Origin of the sequence: Methylosinus sp. KRF6 (genome assembly GCF_018887255.1) — a bacterium.
In the GTDB taxonomy this organism is placed as follows: Bacteria; Pseudomonadota; Alphaproteobacteria; order Rhizobiales; family Beijerinckiaceae; genus Methylosinus; species Methylosinus sporium.
The window spans coordinates 2,147,351-2,171,734 of the sequence record NZ_JAHLJF010000001.1; the positions used below are offsets into that span (position 1 = coordinate 2,147,351).

Here is a 24,384-nt window from a genome sequence, read left to right on the forward strand (position 1 = left end):
AGGAAGAGATGCGGCAAATCTCGACCGAGCTACGGCCCCTTTCCACCGGCGCGGATGAGGCGCCGGCCAATTCGGCGCGAAGCGCCGCCGATACACGGACGCGCGCCGATGCGCGTCGCCTCTTCGTCTGGCTCCACCGCTGGGTCGGCCTCGTCACGGCGGGCTTTCTGATCCTGGTTGGACTGACCGGGGCGTTGCTCGCCTTCTATGGGGAGCTGAGCCATTGGATCGCGCCGGAGGCCTATCCGGGACTGCATGGCGAGACGCTTCCGCCCGCCGCCCTCGCGAGGCGCGCGGAGAGCCTCGTTCCGCAGGCGCGCGCGGTCGCCGTCTATCTCGGCGGCGAATCCGGCGCGGCCCGCGTCACCATGCAGGCGGCGCCGGGCGCCGAGCCGCTCGGCTTCGGCGCCGTGACCCTCGACGCGGTGACGGGGGAGGATCTCGGCCGCCGCGGCCGTCTCGGCGCGTTTCCCGCCCGAGCCGCCGACATCATGCCTTTCATCTATAGCTTGCACTATCAATTGGCGATGGATTCGACCGGCGCCTGGATCCTCGGAATCGTCGCGCTCTTATGGACGATCGATTGCTTCGTCGCCTTCTATCTGACGCTGCCGCGCGCGAGCCCCGGCAATTCGCGCGGCTATTTCACGCGCTGGAAGCCGGCCTTTCTCGTCAAGCTCTCCGGCTCCTTCTATCGCATCAATTTCGATCTCCATCGCGCCGGCGGATTGTGGCTGTGGGCGATGCTGCTCGTCTTCGCCTGGTCCAGTGTCTTCTTCAATTTGAACAGCGTCTACACCGGCGTGACGAAGCTGGTCTTCGACTATGCGCCGCCGCCCTGGCAATGGCCCGCGCAGCCGCCGCGCGAGGGCGCGAGCAAAATGCTCGAATGGGAGGAGGCGCAGGCCGTCGGCGAGCGGCTGATGGCCGAGCAGGCGCGAGAGCGTGGCTTTTCCATCGAGCGAGCCGATGCGCTCTACTTCAAGCCGGCCAAGGGCCTCATTCAATATCGCGTGCGATCGAGCCTGGATATCGGCGAACGCACCGCGACGACTTCCGTTCTCTTCGACGCCTATACGGGCGAGCTGGTGACGTTGAGCCTGCCGTCGGGGCTGCGCAGCGGCGACACTGTCACCAATTGGCTCGCCGCCCTGCATATGGCGCGCGTCTTCGGCCTGCCCTATCGTATCTTCGTCTGCGTCCTGGGGCTCGCAATCATGATGCTCTCCGGGACGGGAGTCTATATCTGGTGGAAGAAGAGACGTGCGGCCAAATCGGCGCCTTCCGGCCAGCGTAGACATGGCCAGAGCGAGCCATAGCGAGCGCTCGGCATACGATCGCACGCCCCCGTCGCCGATCGTCGACGCCGCTGCGCGCTAACGCGTATAGCCGACCACGCATAGCGAATGCCGCGACCGTCCGGGAGCAAACCGCGCCACGAGATCTTCGGCCTGGCCGACCGGGATACGAACGTCTATATCCAGGCGGCCCGGCTGCGCGAAGGTCCGCGAAATCCAGAGAACGCGGACCGTCTCGCCGTCCACGACGAACAGCTGATTATGGCGCCTTCCGGCCACAACAGGGGATCGCGGGATCCGCTCGTCACCTGCGCGGAACGACACGCAAATTAATCGATACCAGCCGAAATAGCTCCGTCGGCGCCGCGAAGACGTCGCTGCTTTTTGGGGGGCTACGGACTTAAAAAAAGCGAGCATAGGCTAAAGCGCGCGCAAATAGCTTTCCTTATGCCGCGAGCGCGCGGATGCGGACACATCATCTCAGGCAGCGCACAGCCTCTATAGGCCAATCAGATGCGTCGAAATTTGAACGACACCCCGACAATGTAATCTCGATCGCCAAAACGAGCGCCGGCAAGGAGGCGGTCGTCGACGAGCATAGAGTCGGCTGAACTCCGCTGGCCTACAATTCCCGCTCGCCCATCCCGCGTTCGCAGAGTCATTCCGAACGCAAGCCGTTCGAGGCGCATTCCCGAGGATCGCGCCGCCTCACTATCGTGCTCAAAATTTCGTCGGGCTGCATTTTTTATGTAATTGAAATACATAACCAATGGACTTCTTATGCCCGGGAGGCCGAATCGAAGGGCTCGCAGATAACGAGGAGCGCATGCGGATGGGTGCAACAGTCGCCATGTCGATCGAGGCCCTTCGGCGAGGCGCTCGACATAGGATGAACATCCTCCTTTTGGGGAACCATGGACGGCTCGGCGCGATCCAAATTTTGGTCGCCCATGTCAGCATTGCCGCGCTTTCGATCTCAGCGGTCCGCGCGCAGGATGCGCCGACCGAGCTTCCGGCCGTCGACATCGCCGCAAGCGTCGGCGCGGCAACGGATGCTGCGACTGTGGACGGCGGTTATCGCGTGAAGACTGGCTACGTAGGACCGTTCGGCGACCGGGTCCTCGTCGATACGCCGCTTTCGATCGACGTCGTATCCGCCGATCTCGTGAAGAATCAGCAATTGCTCAGTCTGCGCGAGGCCTTTCGGCTCATTCCTTCGGTGCAAGGCGAAAACATTCGTCCGCAGACGCGCGGCATGCAGGCGGGCGTGGTGCAGAACACACGCATCGACGGGTTGAATATCGCGGCGACGACGGATTATCCGCTGGAGCAGTTCGAGCGAATCGAGGTGCTGAACGGCTTGTCGAGCGCACTCTATGGCCCATCCAATCCAGCGGGCACATTCAACTATGTGCTCAAGCGGCCGACGGATAAGCCATTGCGCGAGATCACGTTTTCCTATCTGTCTCAGAGCGCTTGGCTCGGACACGCCGATCTCGGCGGCTTTCTCGACGACGAGCGCCGTTTCGGCTACCGGGTGAATCTGCTCGAGCAGAATGGCGAAATCTATGTCGACGGCAGCCAGTCGAAGCGGCAGCTGGCGAGCCTCGCTTTCGACATTCACGCGTCGCCGAGCACCGTTCTCGAAACCAACGCCAGCTTCTACAATTTCGTGACGAAGAATCTGCCCGGCACATTCGCGCTCGGCCGCAACGCCACGATTTTTCCCGCGGCGCCCGATCCGACTCGTCCAGGCTATGGCCAGACCTTCGGCGGCGACGACAATCAGACGGCGATCTTCAGCGGCAAGCTGCGTCATGATTTCGATCAGAACTGGCGCCTGACGTTGGGGCTGCTGCGTCAATCCAACGATCGCGCCTCGACTGTTCCGACCAACACTTTGACCGACAATCTCGGAAACTACACGACAACAGCCGCGACAACCACATTTTCCTTGGATACTGTGCTGAGCCATCAGGCCGCAATGAACAGTCGCTTCCTCACCGGCCCTCTCTCGCACGATTTCGTCATCGCCGAAAATGGCTTTTTTTGGGACCGCTATCGGCCCTATGTGCTCGGCCCGGTCACGCTCGGCAGCGCAAATCTCGCCAATCCGACCCTGTTCGCCGCGCGCTCCTTTCCCGACTTCAAGAACCGCTTTTTGTCGGTCGAGACCTCTCAGCAATCGATCACCATCGGCGACGTCATCGGCCTCAACGAGCTCTGGTCGGCGCAATTCGCTCTGTCGCAGAGCTGGATTCACGCGCGAAACCTGAACGCAGCCGGCGTGACGACCAGTACCTACGACACGAGCGGCGTGAGCCCGACGGCGAGCTTGATGTTCAAGCCGACGCGCAATCAGACCGCTTACGTCACCTATTCGGAAAATCTCCAGCAGGGCGACACGGCGCCCAATGGCGTCGCCAACGCCGGAGCCATCCTCGCGCCTTACCGCGCCCGACAATGGGAGCTCGGCTATAAGATCGATCTCGACCGCATCGATCTGCGAGCGGCCCTGTTCCAGATCGAGCGGCCCTATGCCTATACGGTCAGAAATGTTTATGGCGTCAACGGCAAGCAGATCAATCGCGGCGTCGAGCTGACGGCGTCGGGAAAGGCGACCGACGATCTCACCATCTTCGCGGGCCTGTCGCTGCTGAATCCGAGGCTCTACGAAACCGGCTCGGCGCTGACGAACGACAAGCAGATTCTTGGCCTGTCTCATGTAGTGTTCAACATTTTGATGGATTATCAGATCCCGTTCGTTCCGGGGCTCGCCGTCAACGCCAATATCAATTTCGCCAGCAGCCGGCCCGGAAATTACGCCAACACGACCTTTGTCGACGGATACACCGTCGCCGATCTCGGCCTGCGCTATAGCACGCGTCTGCTCGACCGAGCGGTGACATGGCGGCTCAACGTCTACAATATCGCCAATGCGCATTATTGGGCCAATGTCGCGCCGACCGGCCAGAACGGCTACAACAGCACGGATTTCGGCACAGGCGCGCTCGGCGCGCCACGCAGCTTGCGTCTTTCCATGCAGATGGAGCTTTGAACATGCCGATCTCACACATCCGGCGCTTCGTCATTCTGTCGCTGCTCGTTTCGCCGCTCGCGCCATGCTCGGCTGACGAGGCGCCCGGCGGCGCGCCGATTCACATTCATGCAGCGGGCAGCCTCGGCGGCGCATTGTCCGCGATCGCCGCCCGCTACCAGCAGGAGACAGGCGAGACGATCGCCATGGTCTTCGGCCCTTCGGGCCTGCTGCGCGAAGCCATAGAAAGAGGCAATGAAGCCGATCTCTTTCTTTCCGCCGATCGGCAGCATCCACAGCGCCTCGCCGCAGAAGGTAAAGCGGCCCCGCCTGTCGTCTTCATCAGCAACTCGCTCTGTGCGACGGCGCGCGCCGATCATCCGCTGACGCAGGCCCAACTTCTCGACTACATGCTCGATCCAGCGACGAAAATCGGAACATCAACTCCAAAAGCCGATCCGGGCGGCGATTACGCCATGGCTCTATTCGCCAAAGCCGAGACCGTGCGTCGGGGAGCCGAGCAGATCCTCCGCGAAAAAGCGCGCGCCCTCGTAGGCGGCGCCCCTCCCGAGCCGCCACCGGCGCAGACCAACCGGGGCGTCCCACAAAGCGGCTCCGCGCCGACAAAGAAATTCCTTCTCGACGGATCGGTCGATCTTTTCATCGGCTATTGCAGCCGGCGGGACATTCACCCCGACCCCGAACTCGTCAGCGTTCCCGTCCCGGAGGCGTTGGCCATACGCGCCGATTACGCCTTGGCGTTGCTGCGCGACAAATCTCCTGAGCGGCAGGCCGCGGCGGCGCGCTTCGCGCTGTATCTCATGACGCCGAGTGCGCAGGCGATCTTCGCTGATTACAATTTCGTTCCGATTGTGGCGCTGTCGGAGTTTCGTTCACGGTAGGGGTCTTGCCTCGCTGGGTGAAAGCCTATGCCGAGCTGCATCGTTGGCTGTCTACTTTCGCTTCAGAAGGCGCGAAGTAGCAGGCTCAAGTCGCGGCGGCGCTTTTCGGCGCGATCGGCTCTGCTCGTCGCGGTCTACGTCGATCGCGGCCGAGCGCGCTGGGCCCGCCGGCCGTCATCCGGAAGCAAGTCGGGCCACGAGACCTTCAAGCGGGCCGCAGGATATCCAACGCTGCGAAGAGTCCGCGAAATCCGAGGAAAGAGGACAGTCGCTCGGTCCAGGTCCGCCTCGCTCGGGACGGCGAACGAGGAACTCGACCCTTTGCAACCGGGGCCATACGAACGGCGAACGTCCGGCTGCGCCGATAGGAGACATTGCCGTGTCCAGGCGAAAGGAGGTCGTCGTTTTGAGGAAGAGCGGGCACTCTCGCCGATTTACTCGTGGCGCCAGACCTTCACCGACGATGCCACGAGAATCAGGGAGAGCGCCGGGATCAAGAGCTGGTCCGACACGCTCCCGAGAAGACGTCCGCCTATGAAAGTTCCCACTATCGAGCCCGACGCCATGATGAGGACAAACGCCTTGTTGCGCGTCACGACGCCAAAGGCGCTGTCGCGGCTGTAACGAGTGAAGCCGACGATCATGGTCGGCAGGCTCACGGCGAGCGAGAGGCTGCCGGCGAGCTTGATGTCGGCGCCGAAGAGCAGCACCAGAGTCGGAATCAGCAGCTCGCCTCCCGCGACTCCCATGAGCGAGGCGACGATCCCTATGCCGAAGCCCGCGACCACACCGGCGACGATCAGCAATAGTCCCGAAAGATGTGCGGATGTCGCCGTCGCGCCATGGCCGAAGACCAGCGCTCCGGCGATCAGCGCCAGAAGCACGGCGAGGATTCGGTAGAGGTTGCGGGAGCTCAGCTTCGTCGCCCATCCCGCTCCGAGCCACGCGCCCACCAGACTGCCTGCGAGCAAATTGAGAATGATCGGCCAATTGGAGGCGACAGCTGCAAAAGGGACAGACGCGGCGCGAAACGGCAGAGCGGTCGCGACGACGATGAGACTCATCGCCTTGTTGAGGATGACCGCTTCGAGGGCGCGAAATCGAAACGGCCCGATGAGCAGCGGCAGTCGAAATTCGGCGCCTCCGAGACCGATCAGCCCGCCGAGCGCGCCAATCGCTGCGCCGCCGATGAAAGCGAAAGCCTGCCTCGGTTTTGTCATGAGCCGATTGCTTCCCCCGCTCGCGCCCACAGTGGAGAACGACGCGGACTCTGACGGAACGGGCATAGGGGACCTCCGACGGGTTTCAGATCGCAATGTGCCGCGCAATACGCGAAACAGAACGACATAAGATGAAATCGAAGATAGCGTTTCGCTAGCCTCGAAGACGTGGCTTCAAATGCGATGGAAAAGCGTCAGTGTAAACATGAAGGGATCGAAACCAGGTGACGCTGCGTCAGAAATATGCGAAACAATACGAGATGCTACCAATATGGATGTAGGCCGTGCCGCCAGACGAACGTCGCGCCCTGACCGCCGAGGACGTCGACGATCGATTTCCTGGCGCTCTCGGCTCGCGCCAATGGCGCGCCGATCGCCTTCGCCTATCCAGCGCGCACCGCATTTCTGCCGAGCAATATCGCCGTCACCTCGTCGACCCGGAAATTCGATACGGCGAAGGCCTTCGTCGACTTCGTCCTCTCCTGCGACGGACAGAAAATATTACTGGAAGCGGACAGCGTACGGCATCCGGCGCGTCCCGACGCCTATCATCCGACCAGGAGCGAGGCTCTCATCAATCCTTTCGACCTGCGCAGCGAGAATATTTTCGACTATGACTTCGACCTCGGACGTCATCGGCCGGGGATCGTTCGTGCGCTATTCGACATCGCCTTCGCGACGCGCCATGCCGAGGTGACGTCGCTCTGGCGGTCTATCCACGACGCAGAGGCTCGGCTCGGCAATGCGACAGGTAAAGAAGCCGAGCGAATCGCGGAGGCGCGTCGACTCGCCGGTTCGGTCCCTGTTTCCACTCGCCAAGCCGACCGTGCGGAATATCTCGCGCAATTCGCAGGTCGCGATGCGCCGGATGCGGAGATTCTGGAGCGATGGAACGCCGAGCTCGCCGCTTCGAGAGCGACAGCGATGGCGTTGCTGCACGCCGCGTTTCCCGGTTGAATAAGAGCGTCCCATATTGATGGGGCAGCGCAGTCTAGCTCGTCGATAAGTCGGCGAGGACCAACATCATAGTCGCGCCCGCGTAGCGCTCGAACGTCCGTGTTCAGGCGATCCGACGCGACGAATGTCCGCGAACACCAGGGAAAGCGGCCCCTCTGGTCGTCCGCGACGAGTGACGGCTTATGGCGTGAGTTCCCCGTTCCCGACGGCGAAGGAGGAACTGTGACCCAAGTCGGACCTTGCCATGGCTCCGGTCGAGTCACGACAAAGCCCCACCCTTTCGCGCCAACATTTCGCACGAAATTCCAGACCGCTGTTCATGAGATATATTCGCCGCTGAATGATCGAATTCAGCGCGGTGCCTAAAGTCACCAGATTTGGGTTGCCCCAAAACCATATAGCGAACACGATTGGGTATCGGCGCCCGCCCTCTTCGCCGCCTTCCTTATTGTGCTCGGCGCGCTGTTGATCCGCCGTCGCCGGATAGGCTGGCTCAGAACCGAAATCGAAGTCCGACCGAGCCGCCTCGGGGAGGCTTTACGTTCGGATCGTTGATGAGAGCCGGCCCTGGGCCTTTTAAGAACAGAGTCGGCGCCATGGAGCTGTTGCCCGCTCTCCCGTCGTGACCCTTGGTTTTGGCCCGCATCGGCAGATCGTTGAAGTCGAAACAAGTCGGATCATCCTTCCATTGCCCGCCGCGTGGACAAAGCGGCGCAGCCGCTTTGGCTTTAGTTTTCTTCGTCTTTACGAGGTTGAGCTGCGCCGACGGCGGAGCGGTCGGCGCTACACTTTCCTCGGCGGCGACGACGCTGAACGTCGCCATCGTCAGGCAGATCAGAAAAATCGCGAGCTTCGAAACCATGGGGACAGTTCTCGAGCGGTAGGCGAGGTTCGAAGTCTATTTGTGATTGGCCGCGCCGAAGGGGCCTCCTCGAGCGGCGCGGCCGCATCATCTTGACGAAATCCACTAATTACGAGGCGCCCGATCGCCGCTCATTTGCCGAAATGATAGCTCACGCCCGCTGTCAGCGAGCCTTCGCCCTGTGCGTGTCGCGTCGCCAGCGCCGGCTGTGCGAAATTCACGGCCTCGGCTCGCGTGTGCCCGCCGAACCACCGAGTTTCGACATGTGCGCTCCAGCGCGTATCGAGGGCATATTCGACGCCGGCGCCGACGGTCGGCGTCACCGACCACCAATTCGTGGTCATCGAGCCGAGGGGCGCCTGATAGGACCGCTCGATATGCGCGAGTTCCAAACCGCCGGTGACGTAAAGCAGCGCGCGCTCGTAGTTCAAGCCCAAGCGTCCGCGAATCGATCCCTGACCGTCGATCGTGTTCTGTACGCCATAACCGAAAATGGGGTCGATCGTGTAGGCGCGGGCGCGGGCGCCCGAGATGTCGCCGACGAGGCCATATACGAGGGAACCGTAGCGCCAATCGTAGCCGGCGTGGGCGCCGCCGATGAAGCTGCCGCCACTTGCGGTCTTGGAAAAGAGAACAGCATTGTTCGACGCAAGCACCGATTGCACGCGGTCTCCGAAACCGGCGAATCCGGCTTGCGCACCGACATAGAAGCCCTCGTAGAAAAGCGCCGGCGATGGCACGAAGTCGGGCTCCGCCTTGCGGGCAGGCAGATCCGCGGCGTTCGCTGCGCCGAAAGAAAACAGAGCTGTGCAGCAGACGATGATCCCGGTTTTCATATCGTATCCTTCGCTCGAGTAATCATTTGGCCTTCGCCGCAGCGGAGCGCCCAGACGGCTTTTCGCAGGATGGGCTCCCGCCCATGCTGTGGGTTAATAGTATTATGTTTGACATTAATTTTATATCGTGTCAATGATCATCCGATCCTGGAGGAGCGTAATTATGAGCAAGCCGGTCGCTCTTCGCCTCGCTCTCGGAGCCGTCCCTCGACTGCTCGTCACCGGCTGCGGCGACGAGCCCGCAGCTTGAACGCCCCCTTCGAGCTGCCCACGGTATTCCGGAGCGGCGCGTGCGTAACCGGGCCAACGCCTATGCTATGGAAGGTCGCGAATTTTGCTCGGTGCGAGGGCGGAGATCGCAGGGCCGCCCGTTTGGCAAGGGACAGTGGTCGAGAGCGCTGTTGATCACGCGCAAATCGTCTAATTTCGGCTTGCAGGAGCTATTCCGCGAAAACGAGGATCGCGACCATGAGCAACGACACGAGTCACGACAGCGCGCCGATCAACTCCATGCGGCTCCTCGCACTGAACCCAAAGCTGCGTTGGGCATGCCATTCAATCCGCCTGGCCGCTTTGGTTTTGATCGTTTTCGAGCCGGCGATCATTTTGTGGGACTTGACCGACCGAACCGCGCTTCTCGAGCGAATGTCCCGTCTTTACGGACTGGACCCGGCTGAAGTTTCCGATTTCAGATACTGGAGCGCCGTGACGGTCGTGATGCTTAAATTCCCGTTGGCTGCAATCGCCGTCGCCCAGCTCTGGCGGCTCACGGGCATTTATCTGGAAGGGAGAGTCTTTTCAGTCGAAGCTGCTGCAACTTTGCGCCTCGTCGCCCTGTGGGGCTTCGCCGCCACGATCGTGGACCTCACGACGCTGCCGCTCGCCGCCGCGCTTATCTTGGCCGAGCATATTGTCAAGTTACCGATGGATGTTTGGTTGGCTCCGATTGATGTATTTTTCGTGCTGTGCTGCGTCTTCACTCTGGCGCTCAGTGTGATTCTCAAGACCGCTGCGGAAATCGCCAGCGAGCACGCGCGGTTCGTCTGAGCTTCGAGCGCGGTCGCCTTGCGACTGTGTCGAACCGTTCAATGGGATCTTCGAAAAAGGATGAGGGTTATGACCATTGCCATCGATGAGAGCGCCCCACCGCCATCCGTGGAGCTCGTCGCACTCAATGCGAAGCTGCGTTGGGCCTGCTTTTCGATTCGCCTCGTCGCTGCGGCCTGGGTCGTTTTCGGACTCGGGCTGACGAGCTGGAACTGGGGCCATCGCACCGACAGTCTGGAGACCATGCACAAGCTCTATGGCCTGGACCCTGAGAGCGTATCCGCTCTGGGCTATTGGTCCTCGACGTCGATCGCCTTATCAACCTGGGCGCTGGCCGTGCTTGCGGCCGCGCGCTTGTGGCGTCTCACGGGGATCTATCTCGACGGACGCGTGTTCTCCATCGAGGCGGCGGAGGCGTTGCGTCTTTTTGCACTGACAGGCTTGGCTGCCACGGTGTTCAACATCGGGGTGCGCCCCTTCATCTTCGGGCTTATTTCGACCGAGCTCCTCGCCAAGCTGCCCGCTTACGCTTGGATCAATCCCCAGGATGTTTTCTATCTGCTGTTCTGCGGCTGCGTGTTCGCGCTCAGCGTGATCCTCGAGACCGCCGCCGAGTTCGTCGACGAGCATGAGCGGTTTGTGTAAGATGCCGATTATCGTCAACCTCGACGTGATGCTCGCCAAGCGCAAGATGCGCTCGCGCGATCTCGCCGCGCATATCGGCATCGCTGAGCCCAACGTCAGCCTGCTGAAATCGGGAAAAGTCAAGGGCGTGCGCTTCGACACGCTCGAGAAGATCTGCAAGGTTCTCGACTGCCAGCCCGGCGATATATTGGAGTACCGCGCTGAGACGAAAGAGGGGTAGGCCTTCGTGTCCGCGTTCCATCAACGTGTGGCGACATCGCCACGAGCCGCGGCATCGACGAAGCCTCCAACAAACGCACTCACCGAAACTCGTGAATTTGGAGAATGCCCGCCTGAGATTCGGATGCGCCGATGGTACGCAACATCGCAGAATACGCTTTAGTTCATCCTCTTTGTGCGGAAGGTCGGCTTATGGCGCGTCCTCCTCGCTGGGGATGGCGAACGCGGTGTTATGCCCTGGAACGGACCTTGCCATCGCTCTGGGCGCAGCGCTCGATAGCGTACAGAGTCCGCGGAACATCAATCTCCGCTCGTCCCGAAGCATATTCACCTTTTCGAGAGCTCCGCCCCGCCCGTCGAAAGCGCAACGATCACGGGAGTCGCCACCGCGCGCGCCGCTGCGGCCGCCGCGTCGCCGTCGCGACGCTCGATCGCATCGATGATGATGGCATGGAGGTCCAGCCCTGGATTGGGGAGGTCGCCTTCGTCCAGCGCCTCCGACATATAGACGCGCACGGAGCCCGCGAAATAGCGATAGAGCTCGGCGAGCGCCGCATTGCCAGACATGCGCGCGATGGCTCCATGGAACGCAATGTCTGCGTCGACGAAATCCTCGCGCGCCGCATGATCCCTGCGTTCGCCACGCCGGCTCAGCAGCTCTCTCAAGAATGCGACGTCGGCCTCCGAGCGGTGCATCGCGGCGAGCCGAGCCGCCTCGGCTTCTAGCATCGCCCGCAGCTCATAATGCTCTCGCAGGCTGGAGCGGCCGATCCGGAGCATGGTCTCGGCCGCATCCACATTCGTTCGCACATAAGTGCCGTCGCCCTGGCGGACTTCGAGAACCTGCGCGTGGGAGAGAACGCGGATCGCCTCGCGCACCGTGTTCCGGCCCACATTGAGCATGTCGGCTAGCTCCTGCTCGTTGGGGATCTTCGAGCCGACTTTCCAAGCGCCGCTTTCGACCTGAGCGCGGATCAGATCGATCGTGGACTCGACGAGCGAACGCCGAGGCGCCTGCGGAATCGTGGTCGGGGACGACATTTTCGACCTCATATCAGAAGACGCCGGTCCTCCCCAGTCGATGACGGGGCGGTCGCGAGCTTGACGGCGGCAGATAAACATAGGATGATCCTATCAACCGATGAAATGGATGTCGACTCCTCCCAATTGGGAGCCGATATCGAAACGGCTCGCGAACGAGCATCCTGGCTCACCGCGATCGGGCAGAAAAAACATCGGGAGGAGCCTGCGGCAAAAGCAGACGGGCAAAAGGGACGACGATCATGGCTTCGGCGGGCGACGACAATCTTTTTACCGGCCCTATCGGCGAGGAATATGATTTCCTCCCGATGATCTGCCCCAACATCGTGACGGTGACAGCGAATCTCGGCGCGACTGTCGCAGCCTGGCGGCCCGGCGCCGCGCTGCGGGCATTGGAGATCGGCTGCGGCACGGGAACCAGCACGCGGTCGCTGCTCTCGCAGCGTGATGATCTGAGCCTTCTGGCGGTCGACGCCTCGCCGGCGATGTTGAATCAGGCGCGCGAAAATCTCGCCTCCTATGCCCGCGCCGGCCGCGTCGAATTCATCGAGAGCGATGCGCTCGTCTATCTGAGAGCGCTGCCCGACGCGAGCGTCGACATCGTCGCCTCCAATTACGCCATCCATAATTTCGATCATCGCTACAGACGCGAGCTCTTCGCGGAGATCCTACGGGTTCTCGAGCCGGGCGGCCTGTTCGTCAATGGCGATCGTTTCGCGCTGGATGATCACGATCTTCAGCTCGCATCTACCCGGGCGGACGTCCGCAATTGGTTCAAGGTCTTTGGCGAGGCGAAGCGCTATGATCTCCTTGAGGATTGGATCCTGCATCTCTTCAGCGACGAGTCCGCCGATCGTCTCATGTATTCTTCGGCGACTCTGTCGACGATGCGCGCTCTCGGCTTCGCCGATGTGCGATCCAATTATCGCGAGGGCGTCGATATGCTGGTGACGGCGACGAAGCCTTCGAGCGCGGCGCGCGACATTGATTGATCGGAACAGACCCATGACAGTCCAAACCCGTCCTCTGGCGTCCGGCGAAATCGAAGCGTTGCGCGGTCTCTCTCGTGAACAGGCGAAGACGCTGGCGCTCGCGTCTCTCGGCGGCGCGCTCGAATATTATGATTTCATCGTCGGCGTTTTCTTCGCCAAGACCCTCGCCGCGGTCTTCTTCCCGCACAACAGCCCGCAATGGCTCTCGCAGCTCCAGGTCTTCGGCATTTTCGCCGCCGGCTATCTCGTGCGCCCGATCGGCGGCGTCGTCTTCGCGCATTTCGGCGACCGCGTCGGCCGCAAGAGAATGTTCGCGCTCGGCCTCTTCCTGATGGCCTTTCCCACGCTGCTGGTCGGCCTGACGCCCGATTACCAGACGATCGGCTTCGCCGCTCCGCTCCTCTTCCTGTTCTGCCGACTGCTGCAAGGGCTGTCGGTGGGCGGAGAAGTGCCCGGCGCATGGATCTTCTGCGCCGAGCATGTCCACAAATCCCGGGTGGGCTTCGCCTGCGGCCTGTTGATGGGCGGGCTTTGCTGCGGAATATTGATGGGCGCGCTCACCGCCAAAATACTGACGGCAAGCCTGAGCGCAGATGATCTCGTCGCCTGGGGCTGGCGCATTCCTTTCATCCTCGGCGGCGTCTTCGGCCTGATCTCGGTCTATCTGAGGAAGCATTTGCGGGAGACGCCGGTCTTCGAGGCGCTTCGCGAGCGGCGTGTCGCTGACGCCCGACTGCCGATCTCGCTCGTCTTCACGCGCTGCAAGACCGAGGTTCTCGTCTCCATGGCCGCGACCTGTGTATTCGCCGGCGTCTTCGTGACCTATTTTCTCTATTTGCCCACCTATCTTCAGTCGCAATTCGACTATCGGGCGGCGGATGTCTTCACCGCCAACTGCTGGTCCATAACGCTACTGATCCTCGGCAGCGTCTTCGTGGGCCGCGTGACGGATATCATCGGCGGCGGGAAAGCCTATGCGATCGGCGGCGCTGCGATGGCGGCGGTTGTCGCCGCGCTCGGCTTCTCCCTCGGTAATGGCGGCGCATGGAGTCTGCATCTCTATGCGATCGGCGGTTTCGTGATCGGGACGATCACGCTCACCCCCTATCTGATCATCCGCAGCTTCCCGCCCGAACTGCGATTCACGGGATTCGCTTTGTCCTACAACACGGCCTATGCCGTCATCGGCGGAACGACGCCGCCTTTGATGGCCCTTTTGGTCGGAGAGCGCGCCCTTCCCACGGCGCCCTTCTATTACATGACAGCGCTCTGCCTTTTGGGCGCGGCCATCGGCTTGCTAAGGGGCGAAAGGTGAGGCAATAGGCTTATAGCGGAGGCACCTCGGCTCGAACGTCCGCTCCTCCGCATCCTTACAGTAAACGAACGTGAAAGTTTGACCCCAAGCAGCCGGGTCTTCCCCGTATCTCGAACGTCCGATCGCCCCGTCAGCAGACGTTCTCGCAGCTAGGCCGATGTGTGCGCGAATCCTCGAACAGGGGTCAAACCGTCGTCAAACAGCTCTCTCCGATGATCGGCTTGCCCGCGTGGAGAGCGCCCGATTGTAGCCGCCGCGGCCGGAGGAAATGGACTCGAGGCATTGCCGGAGGCGCTCTACGTCAATCGGCACAGCAAACGGAATCATCGATCGAGCCTGCCCACATCACGCGCAAACTCGAAGGCGGGCGAACTTTGAGACGGTGTCGGCTACGGCGCGGAAATGCACCTTCCGCGCGCAGCCTCGAGGACGTGACAAAGGGGCTATCGCTTCGCTTGGCGTTCCAAAATCCGTAGATACCGACCGATTTGTCGCGAAAGCAGAAGCCGGCGATCGAAGGCGATTTGGTTTATCGGCGCAATGAATATTTCTCGCGGCGGCGCGGAATCGTGAACGGCGAACTTGCACATGGGGCCCCGGGCGTCTCGCAGGTCGAGCACGTCGGTGACGGTCAGTCTGGGCGCCATGGTCTTGTTCGCCGTACGCCTGCGAAGAAACGTCAGCAGGGCGGGTTTGGCGTGCGCGGCGAGCGGAAGCGCCTCTCGCACCATTTTCACGAGTCCTTCTCTCGTAATTTCGCAATCCATTTTGAACCACTTGTCGTTACAGGCAATTTCGTTGATCATCGGAGATCGGCTGAGACTTGGGGATATACGCTGAATGCGCGTCATCGCATCGTTCGTCGGCTCGTCAGCTTATGGGCATTGACGATTTGCGAACTCGGCGCCAAGGGCTCGGCCGCATGGGCGACGCTAGCGACAATGCTGCTCTCACAAAAAGGCTTCCAGCCGATCATCCTGGAAAGGTGCGACTTTTGGCTTCGTGACCGCACGACTTCGAAGCGCTGATGCACGGCGGCGACGGGTCAGGTCTTTCTGCTTTCCGAGCATATGCTCAGTCATTGAACACCCCTGTCAAAACTATGCACCAATCCAGAATTGGGCGTGTCGCATCCGGAGCGTCGGAGCGCTTTCTTGCTCGACTCGCCTCACGCCGATCGAAAGCGTCGGCTCGAACGCCCTTATCGCGCCCTTCGCTAGCCGATCGTTCAGCCGATCAGCCGACACGCTGCTTGGCGAGTTTCCGAGCGAGGGTTCGCCTGTGCATGCCGAGCCGCCGCGCGGCCTCCGAAATATTGAAGCTTGTTTCCACGAGCGTTTCGTGAATCCGTTCCCATTCGAGCGTCTTGATCGAGCTGTGACGCTGTGACAATGCGACGCTGCTGTCGCCTTCGCGGCGCGTGAAGGCGGCTTCTATATCGTCGACGCTCGAAGGCTTTGCGAGATAGTGACAGGCTCCGAGCTTGATCGACTCGACGGCCGTCGTGATGCTCGCAAAACCGGTCAGCACGACGATCTTCATCGAGGGGTCACGCCGATGCAGAATTTTCACGCATTCCAGTCCCGATCCGCCGGCGAGCTTGAGATCGACGACCGCGTTGGACGGGCTGATGGTCGTGAGCGCCGTGTCGAGCGTTTCCGCACCGTCACAAACGCTGACGCAATATCCACGCCGCTCGAACGACTTCCGCAACGCACGCGCGAAAGCCGCGTCGTCCTCGACGATCAGGAGAAAGGGATCAGGATGCATCGCGCTCCTCGACCGACATAGCGCCGATAGGTAGCGTCAACTCGACGATCGCGCCGCCGCTGGCGCGGTTTCGTGGTTCGATCGAGCCCCCGAGCTTGCGCAGGACATTGACTACGAGAAAAAGTCCGAGGCCGCTCTCGGGCCGATCCTTGGTCGATCGATAGGGCTTCCCGAAGCGGTCGAGAATGTCGGGAGGAAAGCCCGGTCCTTTGTCCCGCACCGTCAGCACCAGGACATCGCCTTTTCGTGTCGCCTGTAGCCCGACCCAGTTCGGAGACGCTTCCAATGCATTGTCCAGTATGTTGAATAGCGTTTGTTTGAGGATGAGGTCCGGCGCGATGGCGCTATCGACGCCGATGCGCTTGCAATAAGCGAAATGCGCAGGCGTTCGAAGGCTTCGCCATTCGCGCGCAACGTCGTCGAGAAATCTCACGATCGTCGTCCGCTCCATGCGCTCCGCGCGAATCTCGCCCGCGTTCAGCAGGACGCGCGATACGATCTCCTTGCAACGGGCGAGTGCGGTCTTCATCTCGTGCAGCTCGCCGCCGATCTCGGGGTCGTTCGCCAGCGGAGGCATTCGCTCCCAGTCTTGCAGGATCACCGACAGCGTCGCGAGCGGCGTGCTCAGCTCATGCGCCGCGCCGGAGGCGAGCAGCCCCATGCGCACGATATGTTCCTGCTCCACCGCATGTTGCCGCATTTGCGACAGGTGCGCGTCCTGGTCGCGGAGATTGCGATTGATGCGGGTCACGAGAAACACAAGGAGCACTGCGGCCAGAACGAAGCAGACGAACATGCCGTGGATATGGAGGTCGAAGAATTTCGACGAGCCGCGCATGTGTTCATGCGCATGGGCCAAGCCGATCTCACGATAATGCGCTGTGAGCCAGATGAAGCAGCCGCCGGTGAGGACGACGATCGTCCAGGTGAATGGAGGCTGCAAAAGAACAGCGCTGAGGATGACCTGCAGCAGGAACAGCGAAATGAATGGATTTGTCGCGCCGCCGCTGAGGTAGAGCTGAATCGTCAGCGTCGCGACGTCGAACAGCAATTGGACGAACAGTTCGGTGTCGGCGATCGGCGCGTCGTTCGAGCAGCGATAGAGCGTGACGAGATTGAGAAAGAAGAGAACGACGATCACCTCTCCCATTTCGAAGATTGGAAGTGGGATGTCGAGCCAGAGATGGGCGATGGCGATCGATGCGATCTGACCGCAGATCGCCACCCAGCGCAGAGCGACGAGGAGCAGGAGATTCTTCGTGTTTGTCCAGTCGTCGATCGAAATCGGCGCTATCCTGTCCTTTGTCCGAGGCCATCGAACGCCCCGCCGGCTCAGCGCCGCAACCCTGATCGAAGAGGTCATTTCTCCGCCCGCAGGCCATGGAAAAATCCCGCGATATTGTCGATGTCCGCATCGCTGAGCGGCTTCGCCATTTCCGTCATGGTCGGATTATGCCGCTCTTGCGCGAGCCTGTAGTACCTCAGCGCCTGCGCCAAATAGTCGCGATCCTGTCCGGCGAGATGCGGGACGCCCGGGACAACGGCGCGGCCGTTCTCGCCATGGCAGGCCATGCAGACTTCGGCCCGCTTCCGCCCCGCCGCGACATCCGGCATTTGCGCACGGGCTGATTGGATGGAGAAGAAAGCGAGGATCGCCACCGCCGTCGAGGCGATCAGCGTGATCGATCGCATCTTCTGTCGTCGCAAGGGAAGCGGCGCGCGCGGGACGCGGGCGTTCGATAGGGGCGCCGCGCAAATTTCGTGCGTCATCATCATGCTCCAGACAATCAGGGGAGGAAGACATTCTTGACCCAGACGGCGGCGCCATAGGTGAAGAAGGTCGCGATCCAGACGATTAAGACGGCGACCGCGGCGGAGCTGAGCCGAGCGACGTTTGCTCCGGGAAAATAGACGTCCCTTACGCGGCCGGCCTGGTAGCACAAGGTGAGATAGAAGCCGCCGACGAGTCCGCCGACGCCCAGAAGCGTGGTCGCGAACAGGATCGCCGAGGGCCAATCGACATTCACTTTGTAGTCGTCGATCGAATAGCCGAAGGTCGATAGCACGGAGACGCGAATGATCTCGCGCCATATGGACAATAGGAGGAGCATGGCCGCCCCTGCCCCGAGAAACAGATAGCCGCGTCCCGGCGCGCTTTTGGTCCAGACCAGCCAGGCGAGAGCGGGAAGCGACAGGGCGAGCAGCAAGGCGAGCGGATGCGCGACGAGATGGCCTCCGGGAGGAAGATCGGTCGTCCACCAGAGAAACAGCGCCAGTGACACGGGCGAGCCGAAGACTGCGATCTTTCGCCCGAGCGCACGCGCGAAGGCGAGATAGGAAGGGTCGATGTCGGAGCGCGGCGCGAAATAATCGGCGTAAGCGAGGAGAAACAGGGCGATCGCCAACGCCGACAGGCTGATGATGAAGAGATAGCGCGGCCACTGAACGGCGTGCAACCGCGCGCCGCTCGTGTCGACGACGCCGCCGGGCGCATACCAGTCCATCCAGCGCTCGGGGAGCAGCGCTTGGTAGGTCAGCGCATGCATGATCAATCCGTCGAGCAGAAATATCGCCAGAGCGACGAAGGCATAGGCGACCACGACACGTTTCGCCGAAGCCTCGTTCTTCGCGTAGAAGACGAACCACGAGCAATAGCCGACGATCAGAGTCGCGATAAAGCCGATCGCCCAGCTCGCTGACAGGACATTCGACGCATACCATTGCGGGTCATAGATCACTTGCGTGAACAGCAGAGGCGCGACGCCGAGCACGATCAGCAGTGAGACGCCGATCTTGGCGACGCCCGTCATCGCCGCCGAAAGCCGCGCCCAATGTGGCCCGCTTTCGCGAAGCAGAAAGCCGGCGACGGCGAGAGCGCAGGCGCCGAGGGTCAGCAGAACGAAGGCGATGTGCAAGACCCATGTGCCGACGAAGAGCGCCTCGAATAATCCGGGCGCGCCGGGCACGCCGGCGGGATCGCGCATGGCGTTCATCATGGAGCCGATGATCATCGTTCAATTCTCCTTGGAGCCGGACGGCGTCGCCGCGATCGTCGGCGCGCCGCGTCGCGCGCCGCCGGCGGCCGCGAGATAGCTCGCAATCGCGTCTGTTTCATCGGGCGGCAGATCGATGCGGGGCATATAGGGGATCGCGCCGTGCTTCAGTGGACCGTTCAGAAAGGCTGCGATCAGATCCTTGTCTCCTGAGCCGTGGAATTTATCGGGCAGGCTGCGCAAGGGCGCGCTGGGCTCCAGCGAATGACAATTCGAGCAAGCGATTTTCGTGAGCAGCTCGCCGACCTCGAGTCGATTGTCGGCCGTCACGGAGCGCAGGCGATCGGGAATGAAGGGGTGAAGCGTGAGCAGTCCCTTCTCGGCGATCGCGTCGACCTCGCCGACGACTCCCTTGCCGGGCGCATCGCGCGAGATCACTTGATTGCCGTAGATGTATTGGCCGACGACATAGGGCTTGCGCATGCTCTCGCGCATGCGCTCTTCCGGCCATACGCCGATCGTCGCCAGCAGCAGGAACAGCGCGATGGCGAGCGGCGGCTTCACGAGCTGCGGCCTCGCCCAGCCGATCAGCAGATAGAGCGTCGTGACGACGAAGACCGCGATCATGCCGTCGGCGTAGCGCGGCAGAAGATGCGAGCGCAGCATGATCAGCGCATTGCCAGGCAGCGTCTGCAAGTAATAGAGGAACATCATCACGGCGAAGAAGCCGCCGACGACGCCGATCGGCGCCAGCAGGCGCATGACCGACACTTTGAGATCCGTGTCCTTCATTCCCGACGCCACGATGAATCCGACGACGACGGCCATGACCAGCATCGAGCCGGTGCGGATTCCGAGGTGGGCGAAGAAATTGAGATTGTAGAAGGCGTCGTTTGTCGACCCGGTCTCGTACCAGGCCGCGTTTCCCGGCCACATCATGAACGACAATATGCCGACGATCAGCAGCATCGTCGCCCAGGAGGCGAGCGCGAAAGACCATGTCAATTTCAGATGTGTGAGCGGGTCGATCTTGCCGATCAGATAGACGAGCACATAGACGCCGATCACCTCGACCGTGAAATAGATCCATTCGGTCGCCCAGACCCAGACGAAATTGTGAATGAGGCCGCTGACGCCGCGCGGGCTCGCCACTGTGATCGCATACCAGATGCCCGGGCCGGTGATCGAGCCGATCACATAGGAGAACACCAGCAGGAATACGCCGAAGCGCCTGATGAAGTCGAGCAATTGCGGCTGATCGTCCCGATAGGCCTTTGTCTCAAGAATCGCGAAAAGAAAAGCCGCGCCGACCGACGTGTGAGAGGCGAGGACGTGAATGACCCCGATGATCCCCATCACCCACGCGGAGCCGATATAAGGCACGTAGAAAGTGGGATAGGCGCCGATAATGTCCATCGTCAGGCTTTCTAGTTTTTGACGGATTGTGGGCTCTGACTATCGCAATGTCGGCTGGCGCCGCGATTGGACAAAACGTCCAATGCGACAACCGGTCCTCGCCGTCGGGCGCGGTTACGTCGGACATATGTCGTGCGACGAGGCATCGCTGATCGTCGCGGCGCGACGATCAGGGTTTTCCTGAAATCACTCCTGTATGTCTCGTGGGCTGCGTCGGGCGGGCCATTCCGACGCTTTCGCAACGAGCGATCGGAAATCGATAATAGCGGTGAGTATTTTGGGTTGTTCTGGATTCGCGGTCAGGCCTTTGGCCTGCCCCTGGGGACGACGCGCGTTCGGTTCAAACAATGCAGATCGTTAGGCGCGCTAATTTGCCGAAATCGTCTTCGGGCGGCCCAACGCGTAAGCCGAAAGGCCGCGGGATATTCGGCGCGGCGAACGTCCGCGAAATCCAAACGAAGCGGACCCTGCGGTCGTCCGCGACGAATGGCCGGTTATGGCGCCACTTGGCCATTCGGAATGACGAACGAGGAACCATAACCCAAAGCGGAGCGCGCCAGCCAAGCTGGCAAAGAATAGGAGGTGGAACCCTCTCTCAAAAACGACCGTTTTCGAGAGAATGGCGCGAGAGAATGACACTCTGCTATTCGAGCGGTAGAAATCCCCTCCGACGAGGGGAGGTGACATGAGCAAGCGTATAGTCCGGACAAGCAAACAGCTCGCCGCCGAACGACAGATACACGCCGCCATCGCACATTTTCAAAATGGCGAGTTTGAATGTGCGATATCGCTGTGCAGCGCGGCTGAAGGGCAAATGCCCGAGCCAGAAGAGCCAACGCATTTTTTTGCAATCCTCAAAAAGGCCAGTGCCGCAAATCCCCCTCCCGACGGACCGAAGGAGGACTTCAATTACGCGGCGAATTGGATGAAGCACGGGTGGGGTGTGCAGGAGACTGAAATCGAAGAGTGGGAAGTGACGTTCTGGCTGAACCGGGCAATTTCAAAATACCGCGCCGTGTATGGGCGCGGGACGCCGGACATGGTCGCCCTGTTTCCGTGGGCTGAGTGAGGATGAAGCTCTTCCTCTCAAAAGAACATCATTTTACGGACGAAATCTGCGCAAGCCCGCTGTCACTATGCAGGGATTCCTGCCTTTTGCAGTCACTCATCGAACAACTCGGGCGCCAACGTAAGCGCCCGAGGTATTATTCCCGCCATGCCTATCCGCGCGTCGCAGCCGTGGCGCCGCGCCGTTGCTATCCCAAGCCGATTGGGACTCCGGTTGCCGTGCCGGCCACGGGAGACGGCGACGTGCTCTTCGGTTGCGTCGAAACGCTCGAGGTATACATCGTCGACTTGATCACGTCGGCGTTCCTCTTGTCCCTTTTCAAGGTCGGCGTGGGGCATTCCGGTGGCATGCCCCACGATATATCGTTCGATGAGCGTTCGACCTAATGGGATTGGGGCGGCTCCTGTGCGACACGCAGAATTCCAATCCTCTCCAGCCACCCGTCGTCAATCATCGCCCCCCTTGCTCACGATCTCCATGATGTCGACCCGTTTCAATTCCCCGCGGTCGGCGCGCCTTTTTGCGTCCAAGAGGATTTCCGAGACGCGCTCGAGGGTCGGGTCCTTGATGGAGTTGATCAGCTTCGCGATGCCGAGCGCGAGATGTCTGGCGCCGTAGGTCAGGCGCGCACTGCCGCTCGTGGAGTGGCCCATCACCAGATGACGAGAACGTTCGGCAATCTTTCCGACTTCGTCCAACCGTTGCGCGAATGTATGTCGCGCCGAATAGAGCGTGACGCCGTCCCTTGAAAACTTGAACTTGCGCTTGATGTATTGCCAGCTCTTGGAAAGATAGTGGCCATATTTGACCTCGCCCGTCTTCTTCGTCATATAAGGCCACTCTGGAAATAACCGCTCGTGACCGGCTTCCATCAACAGATCGCGGCGTTTCACGAGGCCGAGCTCGATCACCAATGGGACGAGAGGAATCATCCGGCGCGCACTCTTCGACTTCACGTTCATCATTCGGTCGGTGAAGTCGACGAACCATACGAGCTCGCCTTCGTCCTCGATCGCGATCAGATCTCGGCAGCGGATCTGGGCGATCTCGGCCGGACGCATGCCGGTCACGAGGGCGAGGACATAGCCCCAATAGCGAGCGTCCTGAACGAACAACTCGCCAGAGTTCCAGACGCGCGACAACGACTCGCATCCGGTGAAGAGCGGCAAGTTGACGAGCTTGATCGCCTCCTCCGGCGCGAAGACGTCACGATCGACTTGCTCGGGATTGTCCTTTTGAACAAATTCGAACCGATAGGGCTGCTCGTGCAGCGCTTCCCTCTGATAAAGCCACTCGAAAAACGTGTTGAGGGTCGTGTGGTAACGATTGCTGAGCGTGTTTTCCGAGAGGCGCTGGAGCCCTTCCCACCCGTTCTTCTTGGCATAGAGATAACGAGCGGCCAGGGAGACGCAGTGCTCCTTCGGGATATTCGTCCGCGTGGGGATATCCGGCAGAGCGAGGTCGATCTTGCCGAGTTCGCGCCTCGTGACGGAGGAAACGGGCTTATCGCCGATGACGGCGATGACGAAAGGGACGACGAGCCCGACCCGCTCGCGCGCACGATCGTCGCCGTGGCGCTTCTTCTCACGGCCGAGGAATTTTTCGAGCGCAACCGAGAGCGGATCGGTCGGCTCGGGCAGGAACTCGTCCAGTTCAGCGAGGTTGCCGACATTGATCGTCGCATTCGAGGCCGTCTCGACTTCGGCCCGTCCGGGAGCCTCGGAGACTCTATCCGCCCGCGCTGCGGGCGCGGTAAGCCCGGCTCCACTGCATGTCGGAGGGACAGCGACCTCCTTTCGCTCGAGCGGCGCGATGAATTCGTCGACGACGAAGGGAGACGACATCGCGTCATCCGGTTCAGCCACAATGGAACGCCGGATAGCGCCTATCGGGAATTCGTAGCCTGGCGTCAGATTCACGTCGCGGCGCCGGAAATCGTCGCGCGCCGCGCGGCCGACGTCGGCCTGATCCGCTCCGACCGCAGCCGCGGTCGTGCGCGCTTCGCCATCCCCGAGCGCGGTCTGTCGTCCGACTGCAAAGCCTCGGCGGAAGCTGTCGTCCTCGGCCTTGGCGCGATGCCCGGTCTCGCCGTCGACATTCTGGGCGACGAACTCCTTCCAAGTTTCAGTGAAGCCGGGACAGATCTCGCCCGGGTTGCAATCGAACACGCGGCACTCGGTGAGCCATATCTGCACATAGTGCTCCATGGCGCCGCGTGCGGCGAGAGCGTCGGCGTCGACAGGTGCGCCGCGGTCGAGATATCCCCGCATCTGCGCCAGCAGGAACGCGCCGCGGCGGGGGAGTTCGGGATTGTCCTTGAGAGCCACGATCCACGCCATGCATAGGGACAGCCGCCGACGAGCGACGACGAACGCCGAAGTTCCGAGAGCGGATCGGAAGACGCGCGTGCGCGCGGTGTCACCGTCGTGGACGGGCATGCGCACCTGAAGGTAGTAGCGCCCGTCGCGGCGATGGAGGAATGTGATTCGCGCCAAAATCCGGTCTCCCGTCGATGAGAGACGGGCCCCGGTCACGAGTCAAGGCTCAGACTCGCTACCCCGACGCAAGCTATTGATTTCGGCTCAGGATTTCCGTTCGGCGGAGAAATGGTAGCGGAGGAGGGACTCGCTACCAATAGCCACGTAACATGTTGATTCTACCGAAAAAACCCTATCCGGCAACCGCGCCGTCCAATGGTGACACTGATACATCATGGTGGCGCCTCGGCGCAAGATCGTGGACCATCGACGTGGCGGTCCGCAGGT

Annotated in this window: 21 protein-coding genes; 11 read left to right on the forward strand and 10 right to left on the reverse strand. The window is 61.3% G+C overall.

Annotated features, from left to right (window positions below; all coding sequences use genetic code 11):
* The first annotated feature begins 8 nt into the window (after positions 1–8).
* From KP010_RS10335 to KP010_RS10345, 3 genes are all read left to right on the forward strand, one after another.
* Complete coding sequence (locus tag KP010_RS10335; RefSeq protein ID WP_142863966.1) at positions 9–1,319, forward strand: PepSY domain-containing protein; 1,311 nt, start codon at positions 9–11, stop codon at positions 1,317–1,319.
* An 868-nt stretch (positions 1,320–2,187) separates the two neighbouring features.
* The gene (locus KP010_RS10340; RefSeq protein WP_253203604.1) at positions 2,188–4,356 is read left to right on the forward strand and encodes a TonB-dependent siderophore receptor; all 2,169 of its coding nucleotides are present in this window, start codon (positions 2,188–2,190) and stop codon (positions 4,354–4,356) included.
* A 2-nt stretch (positions 4,357–4,358) separates the two neighbouring features.
* Positions 4,359–5,237 (forward strand): substrate-binding domain-containing protein, encoded by an 879-nt coding sequence (locus KP010_RS10345; protein ID WP_166144966.1) that lies wholly within the window; start codon positions 4,359–4,361, stop codon positions 5,235–5,237.
* A 434-nt stretch (positions 5,238–5,671) separates the two neighbouring features.
* Here KP010_RS10345 and KP010_RS10350 read toward each other — a convergent pair whose 3' ends face one another.
* From KP010_RS10350 to KP010_RS10360, 3 genes are all read right to left on the reverse strand, one after another.
* Entirely contained in the window at positions 5,672–6,457 is a 786-nt protein-coding gene (locus KP010_RS10350; protein ID WP_371824205.1) for a sulfite exporter TauE/SafE family protein, read from the reverse strand.
* 1,450 nt (positions 6,458–7,907) lie between these two features.
* Positions 7,908–8,276 carry a hypothetical protein gene (locus KP010_RS10355; protein WP_166144972.1) on the reverse strand — a complete coding sequence of 123 codons (369 nt, stop codon included), beginning with the start codon at positions 8,274–8,276 and terminating at the stop codon, positions 7,908–7,910.
* A 131-nt stretch (positions 8,277–8,407) separates the two neighbouring features.
* The gene (locus tag KP010_RS10360) at positions 8,408–9,112 is read right to left on the reverse strand and encodes an outer membrane protein (protein WP_166144975.1); all 705 of its coding nucleotides are present in this window, start codon (positions 9,110–9,112) and stop codon (positions 8,408–8,410) included.
* 468 nt (positions 9,113–9,580) lie between these two features.
* Between KP010_RS10360 and KP010_RS10365 the strand changes: the two genes are divergently transcribed.
* The 3 genes from KP010_RS10365 (at position 9,581) to KP010_RS10375 (ending at position 11,024) form a co-directional block, all read left to right on the forward strand.
* Positions 9,581–10,159 carry a DUF2975 domain-containing protein gene (locus KP010_RS10365; RefSeq protein WP_166144978.1) on the forward strand — a complete coding sequence of 193 codons (579 nt, stop codon included), beginning with the start codon at positions 9,581–9,583 and terminating at the stop codon, positions 10,157–10,159.
* A gap of 69 nt (positions 10,160–10,228) precedes the next feature.
* Positions 10,229–10,804 (forward strand): hypothetical protein, encoded by a 576-nt coding sequence (locus KP010_RS10370; protein ID WP_166144981.1) that lies wholly within the window; start codon positions 10,229–10,231, stop codon positions 10,802–10,804.
* Between the two features lies 1 nt (position 10,805).
* Positions 10,806–11,024 carry a helix-turn-helix transcriptional regulator gene (locus KP010_RS10375; RefSeq protein ID WP_064032298.1) on the forward strand — a complete coding sequence of 73 codons (219 nt, stop codon included), beginning with the start codon at positions 10,806–10,808 and terminating at the stop codon, positions 11,022–11,024.
* A gap of 326 nt (positions 11,025–11,350) precedes the next feature.
* On the opposite strand, the gene KP010_RS10380 is transcribed toward KP010_RS10375, so the two are convergent.
* Positions 11,351–12,064 (reverse strand): FadR/GntR family transcriptional regulator, encoded by a 714-nt coding sequence (locus tag KP010_RS10380; RefSeq protein ID WP_166144984.1) that lies wholly within the window; start codon positions 12,062–12,064, stop codon positions 11,351–11,353.
* 242 nt (positions 12,065–12,306) lie between these two features.
* Here KP010_RS10380 and KP010_RS10385 point away from each other — a divergent pair, with 242 nt between their 5' ends.
* The 3 genes from KP010_RS10385 to KP010_RS10395 all read left to right on the forward strand — a co-directional run bounded on the left by KP010_RS10385 (position 12,307) and on the right by KP010_RS10395 (position 15,399).
* Entirely contained in the window at positions 12,307–13,056 is a 750-nt protein-coding gene (locus KP010_RS10385) for a class I SAM-dependent methyltransferase (protein WP_166144987.1), read from the forward strand.
* Between the two features lie 13 nt (positions 13,057–13,069).
* A complete protein-coding gene (locus KP010_RS10390; protein WP_216280847.1) occupies positions 13,070–14,371 on the forward strand; it encodes an MFS transporter in 1,302 nt (433 codons plus the stop codon).
* A gap of 488 nt (positions 14,372–14,859) precedes the next feature.
* The gene (locus KP010_RS10395; protein ID WP_216280848.1) at positions 14,860–15,399 is read left to right on the forward strand and encodes a hypothetical protein; all 540 of its coding nucleotides are present in this window, start codon (positions 14,860–14,862) and stop codon (positions 15,397–15,399) included.
* Positions 15,400–15,607: 208 nt separating this feature from the next.
* Here the strand turns inward: KP010_RS10395 and KP010_RS10400 are convergent, their stop codons facing one another.
* The 5 genes from KP010_RS10400 to KP010_RS10420 all read right to left on the reverse strand — a co-directional run bounded on the left by KP010_RS10400 (position 15,608) and on the right by KP010_RS10420 (position 20,550).
* Complete coding sequence (locus KP010_RS10400; protein ID WP_216280849.1) at positions 15,608–16,141, reverse strand: response regulator transcription factor; 534 nt, start codon at positions 16,139–16,141, stop codon at positions 15,608–15,610.
* Entirely contained in the window at positions 16,131–17,504 is a 1,374-nt protein-coding gene (locus KP010_RS10405; protein WP_216280850.1) for an ATP-binding protein, read from the reverse strand. The genes KP010_RS10400 and KP010_RS10405 overlap by 11 nt, the downstream gene beginning before the upstream one ends.
* The gene (locus KP010_RS10410; protein ID WP_216280851.1) at positions 17,501–17,833 is read right to left on the reverse strand and encodes a c-type cytochrome; all 333 of its coding nucleotides are present in this window, start codon (positions 17,831–17,833) and stop codon (positions 17,501–17,503) included. Before KP010_RS10410 ends, KP010_RS10405 begins: the two co-directional genes overlap by 4 nt.
* 95 nt (positions 17,834–17,928) lie before the next feature.
* Positions 17,929–19,152, reverse strand: a complete 1,224-nt coding sequence (locus KP010_RS10415; protein WP_216280852.1) for a hypothetical protein — start codon at positions 19,150–19,152, stop codon at positions 17,929–17,931.
* Between the two features lie 3 nt (positions 19,153–19,155).
* A complete protein-coding gene (locus KP010_RS10420) occupies positions 19,156–20,550 on the reverse strand; it encodes a cytochrome ubiquinol oxidase subunit I (RefSeq protein WP_216280853.1) in 1,395 nt (464 codons plus the stop codon).
* Between the two features lie 685 nt (positions 20,551–21,235).
* Here KP010_RS10420 and KP010_RS10425 point away from each other — a divergent pair.
* Both KP010_RS10425 and KP010_RS10430 read left to right on the forward strand, forming a co-directional pair.
* A complete protein-coding gene (locus tag KP010_RS10425; RefSeq protein ID WP_216280854.1) occupies positions 21,236–21,619 on the forward strand; it encodes a hypothetical protein in 384 nt (127 codons plus the stop codon).
* Positions 21,620–21,621: 2 nt separating this feature from the next.
* Positions 21,622–22,005, forward strand: coding sequence for a hypothetical protein (locus KP010_RS10430; RefSeq protein WP_216280855.1), 384 nt, complete (start codon positions 21,622–21,624; stop codon positions 22,003–22,005).
* Between the two features lie 60 nt (positions 22,006–22,065).
* Here KP010_RS10430 and KP010_RS10435 read toward each other — a convergent pair whose 3' ends face one another.
* Entirely contained in the window at positions 22,066–24,114 is a 2,049-nt protein-coding gene (locus tag KP010_RS10435) for a hypothetical protein (RefSeq protein WP_216280856.1), read from the reverse strand.
* Positions 24,115–24,384 lie beyond the last annotated feature (270 nt).

Excerpts from the sequence above, each read along its gene's own strand:
- KP010_RS10405 (WP_216280850.1), bottom strand. The coding sequence starts at position 17,504 with ATGACCTCTTCGATCAGGGTTGCGGCGCTGAGCCGGCGGGGCGTTCGA.
- KP010_RS10375 (WP_064032298.1), top strand. The coding sequence starts at position 10,806 with ATGCCGATTATCGTCAACCTCGACGTGATGCTCGCCAAGCGCAAGATG.
- KP010_RS10400 (WP_216280849.1), bottom strand. The coding sequence starts at position 16,141 with ATGCATCCTGATCCCTTTCTCCTGATCGTCGAGGACGACGCGGCTTTC.
- KP010_RS10410 (WP_216280851.1), bottom strand. The coding sequence starts at position 17,833 with ATGCGATCGATCACGCTGATCGCCTCGACGGCGGTGGCGATCCTCGCT.
- KP010_RS10365 (WP_166144978.1), top strand. The coding sequence starts at position 9,581 with ATGAGCAACGACACGAGTCACGACAGCGCGCCGATCAACTCCATGCGG.
- KP010_RS10370 (WP_166144981.1), top strand. The coding sequence starts at position 10,229 with ATGACCATTGCCATCGATGAGAGCGCCCCACCGCCATCCGTGGAGCTC.
- KP010_RS10340 (WP_253203604.1), top strand. The coding sequence starts at position 2,188 with ATGAACATCCTCCTTTTGGGGAACCATGGACGGCTCGGCGCGATCCAA.
- KP010_RS10425 (WP_216280854.1), top strand. The coding sequence starts at position 21,236 with ATGAGCAAGCGTATAGTCCGGACAAGCAAACAGCTCGCCGCCGAACGA.
- KP010_RS10390 (WP_216280847.1), top strand. The coding sequence starts at position 13,070 with ATGACAGTCCAAACCCGTCCTCTGGCGTCCGGCGAAATCGAAGCGTTG.
- KP010_RS10380 (WP_166144984.1), bottom strand. The coding sequence starts at position 12,064 with ATGTCGTCCCCGACCACGATTCCGCAGGCGCCTCGGCGTTCGCTCGTC.
- KP010_RS10385 (WP_166144987.1), top strand. The coding sequence starts at position 12,307 with ATGGCTTCGGCGGGCGACGACAATCTTTTTACCGGCCCTATCGGCGAG.
- KP010_RS10360 (WP_166144975.1), bottom strand. The coding sequence starts at position 9,112 with ATGAAAACCGGGATCATCGTCTGCTGCACAGCTCTGTTTTCTTTCGGC.
- KP010_RS10345 (WP_166144966.1), top strand. The coding sequence starts at position 4,359 with ATGCCGATCTCACACATCCGGCGCTTCGTCATTCTGTCGCTGCTCGTT.
- KP010_RS10430 (WP_216280855.1), top strand. The coding sequence starts at position 21,622 with ATGAAGCTCTTCCTCTCAAAAGAACATCATTTTACGGACGAAATCTGC.
- KP010_RS10350 (WP_371824205.1), bottom strand. The coding sequence starts at position 6,457 with ATGACAAAACCGAGGCAGGCTTTCGCTTTCATCGGCGGCGCAGCGATT.
- KP010_RS10335 (WP_142863966.1), top strand. The coding sequence starts at position 9 with ATGCGGCAAATCTCGACCGAGCTACGGCCCCTTTCCACCGGCGCGGAT.
- KP010_RS10415 (WP_216280852.1), bottom strand. The coding sequence starts at position 19,152 with ATGATCATCGGCTCCATGATGAACGCCATGCGCGATCCCGCCGGCGTG.
- KP010_RS10355 (WP_166144972.1), bottom strand. The coding sequence starts at position 8,276 with ATGGTTTCGAAGCTCGCGATTTTTCTGATCTGCCTGACGATGGCGACG.
- KP010_RS10420 (WP_216280853.1), bottom strand. The coding sequence starts at position 20,550 with ATGGACATTATCGGCGCCTATCCCACTTTCTACGTGCCTTATATCGGC.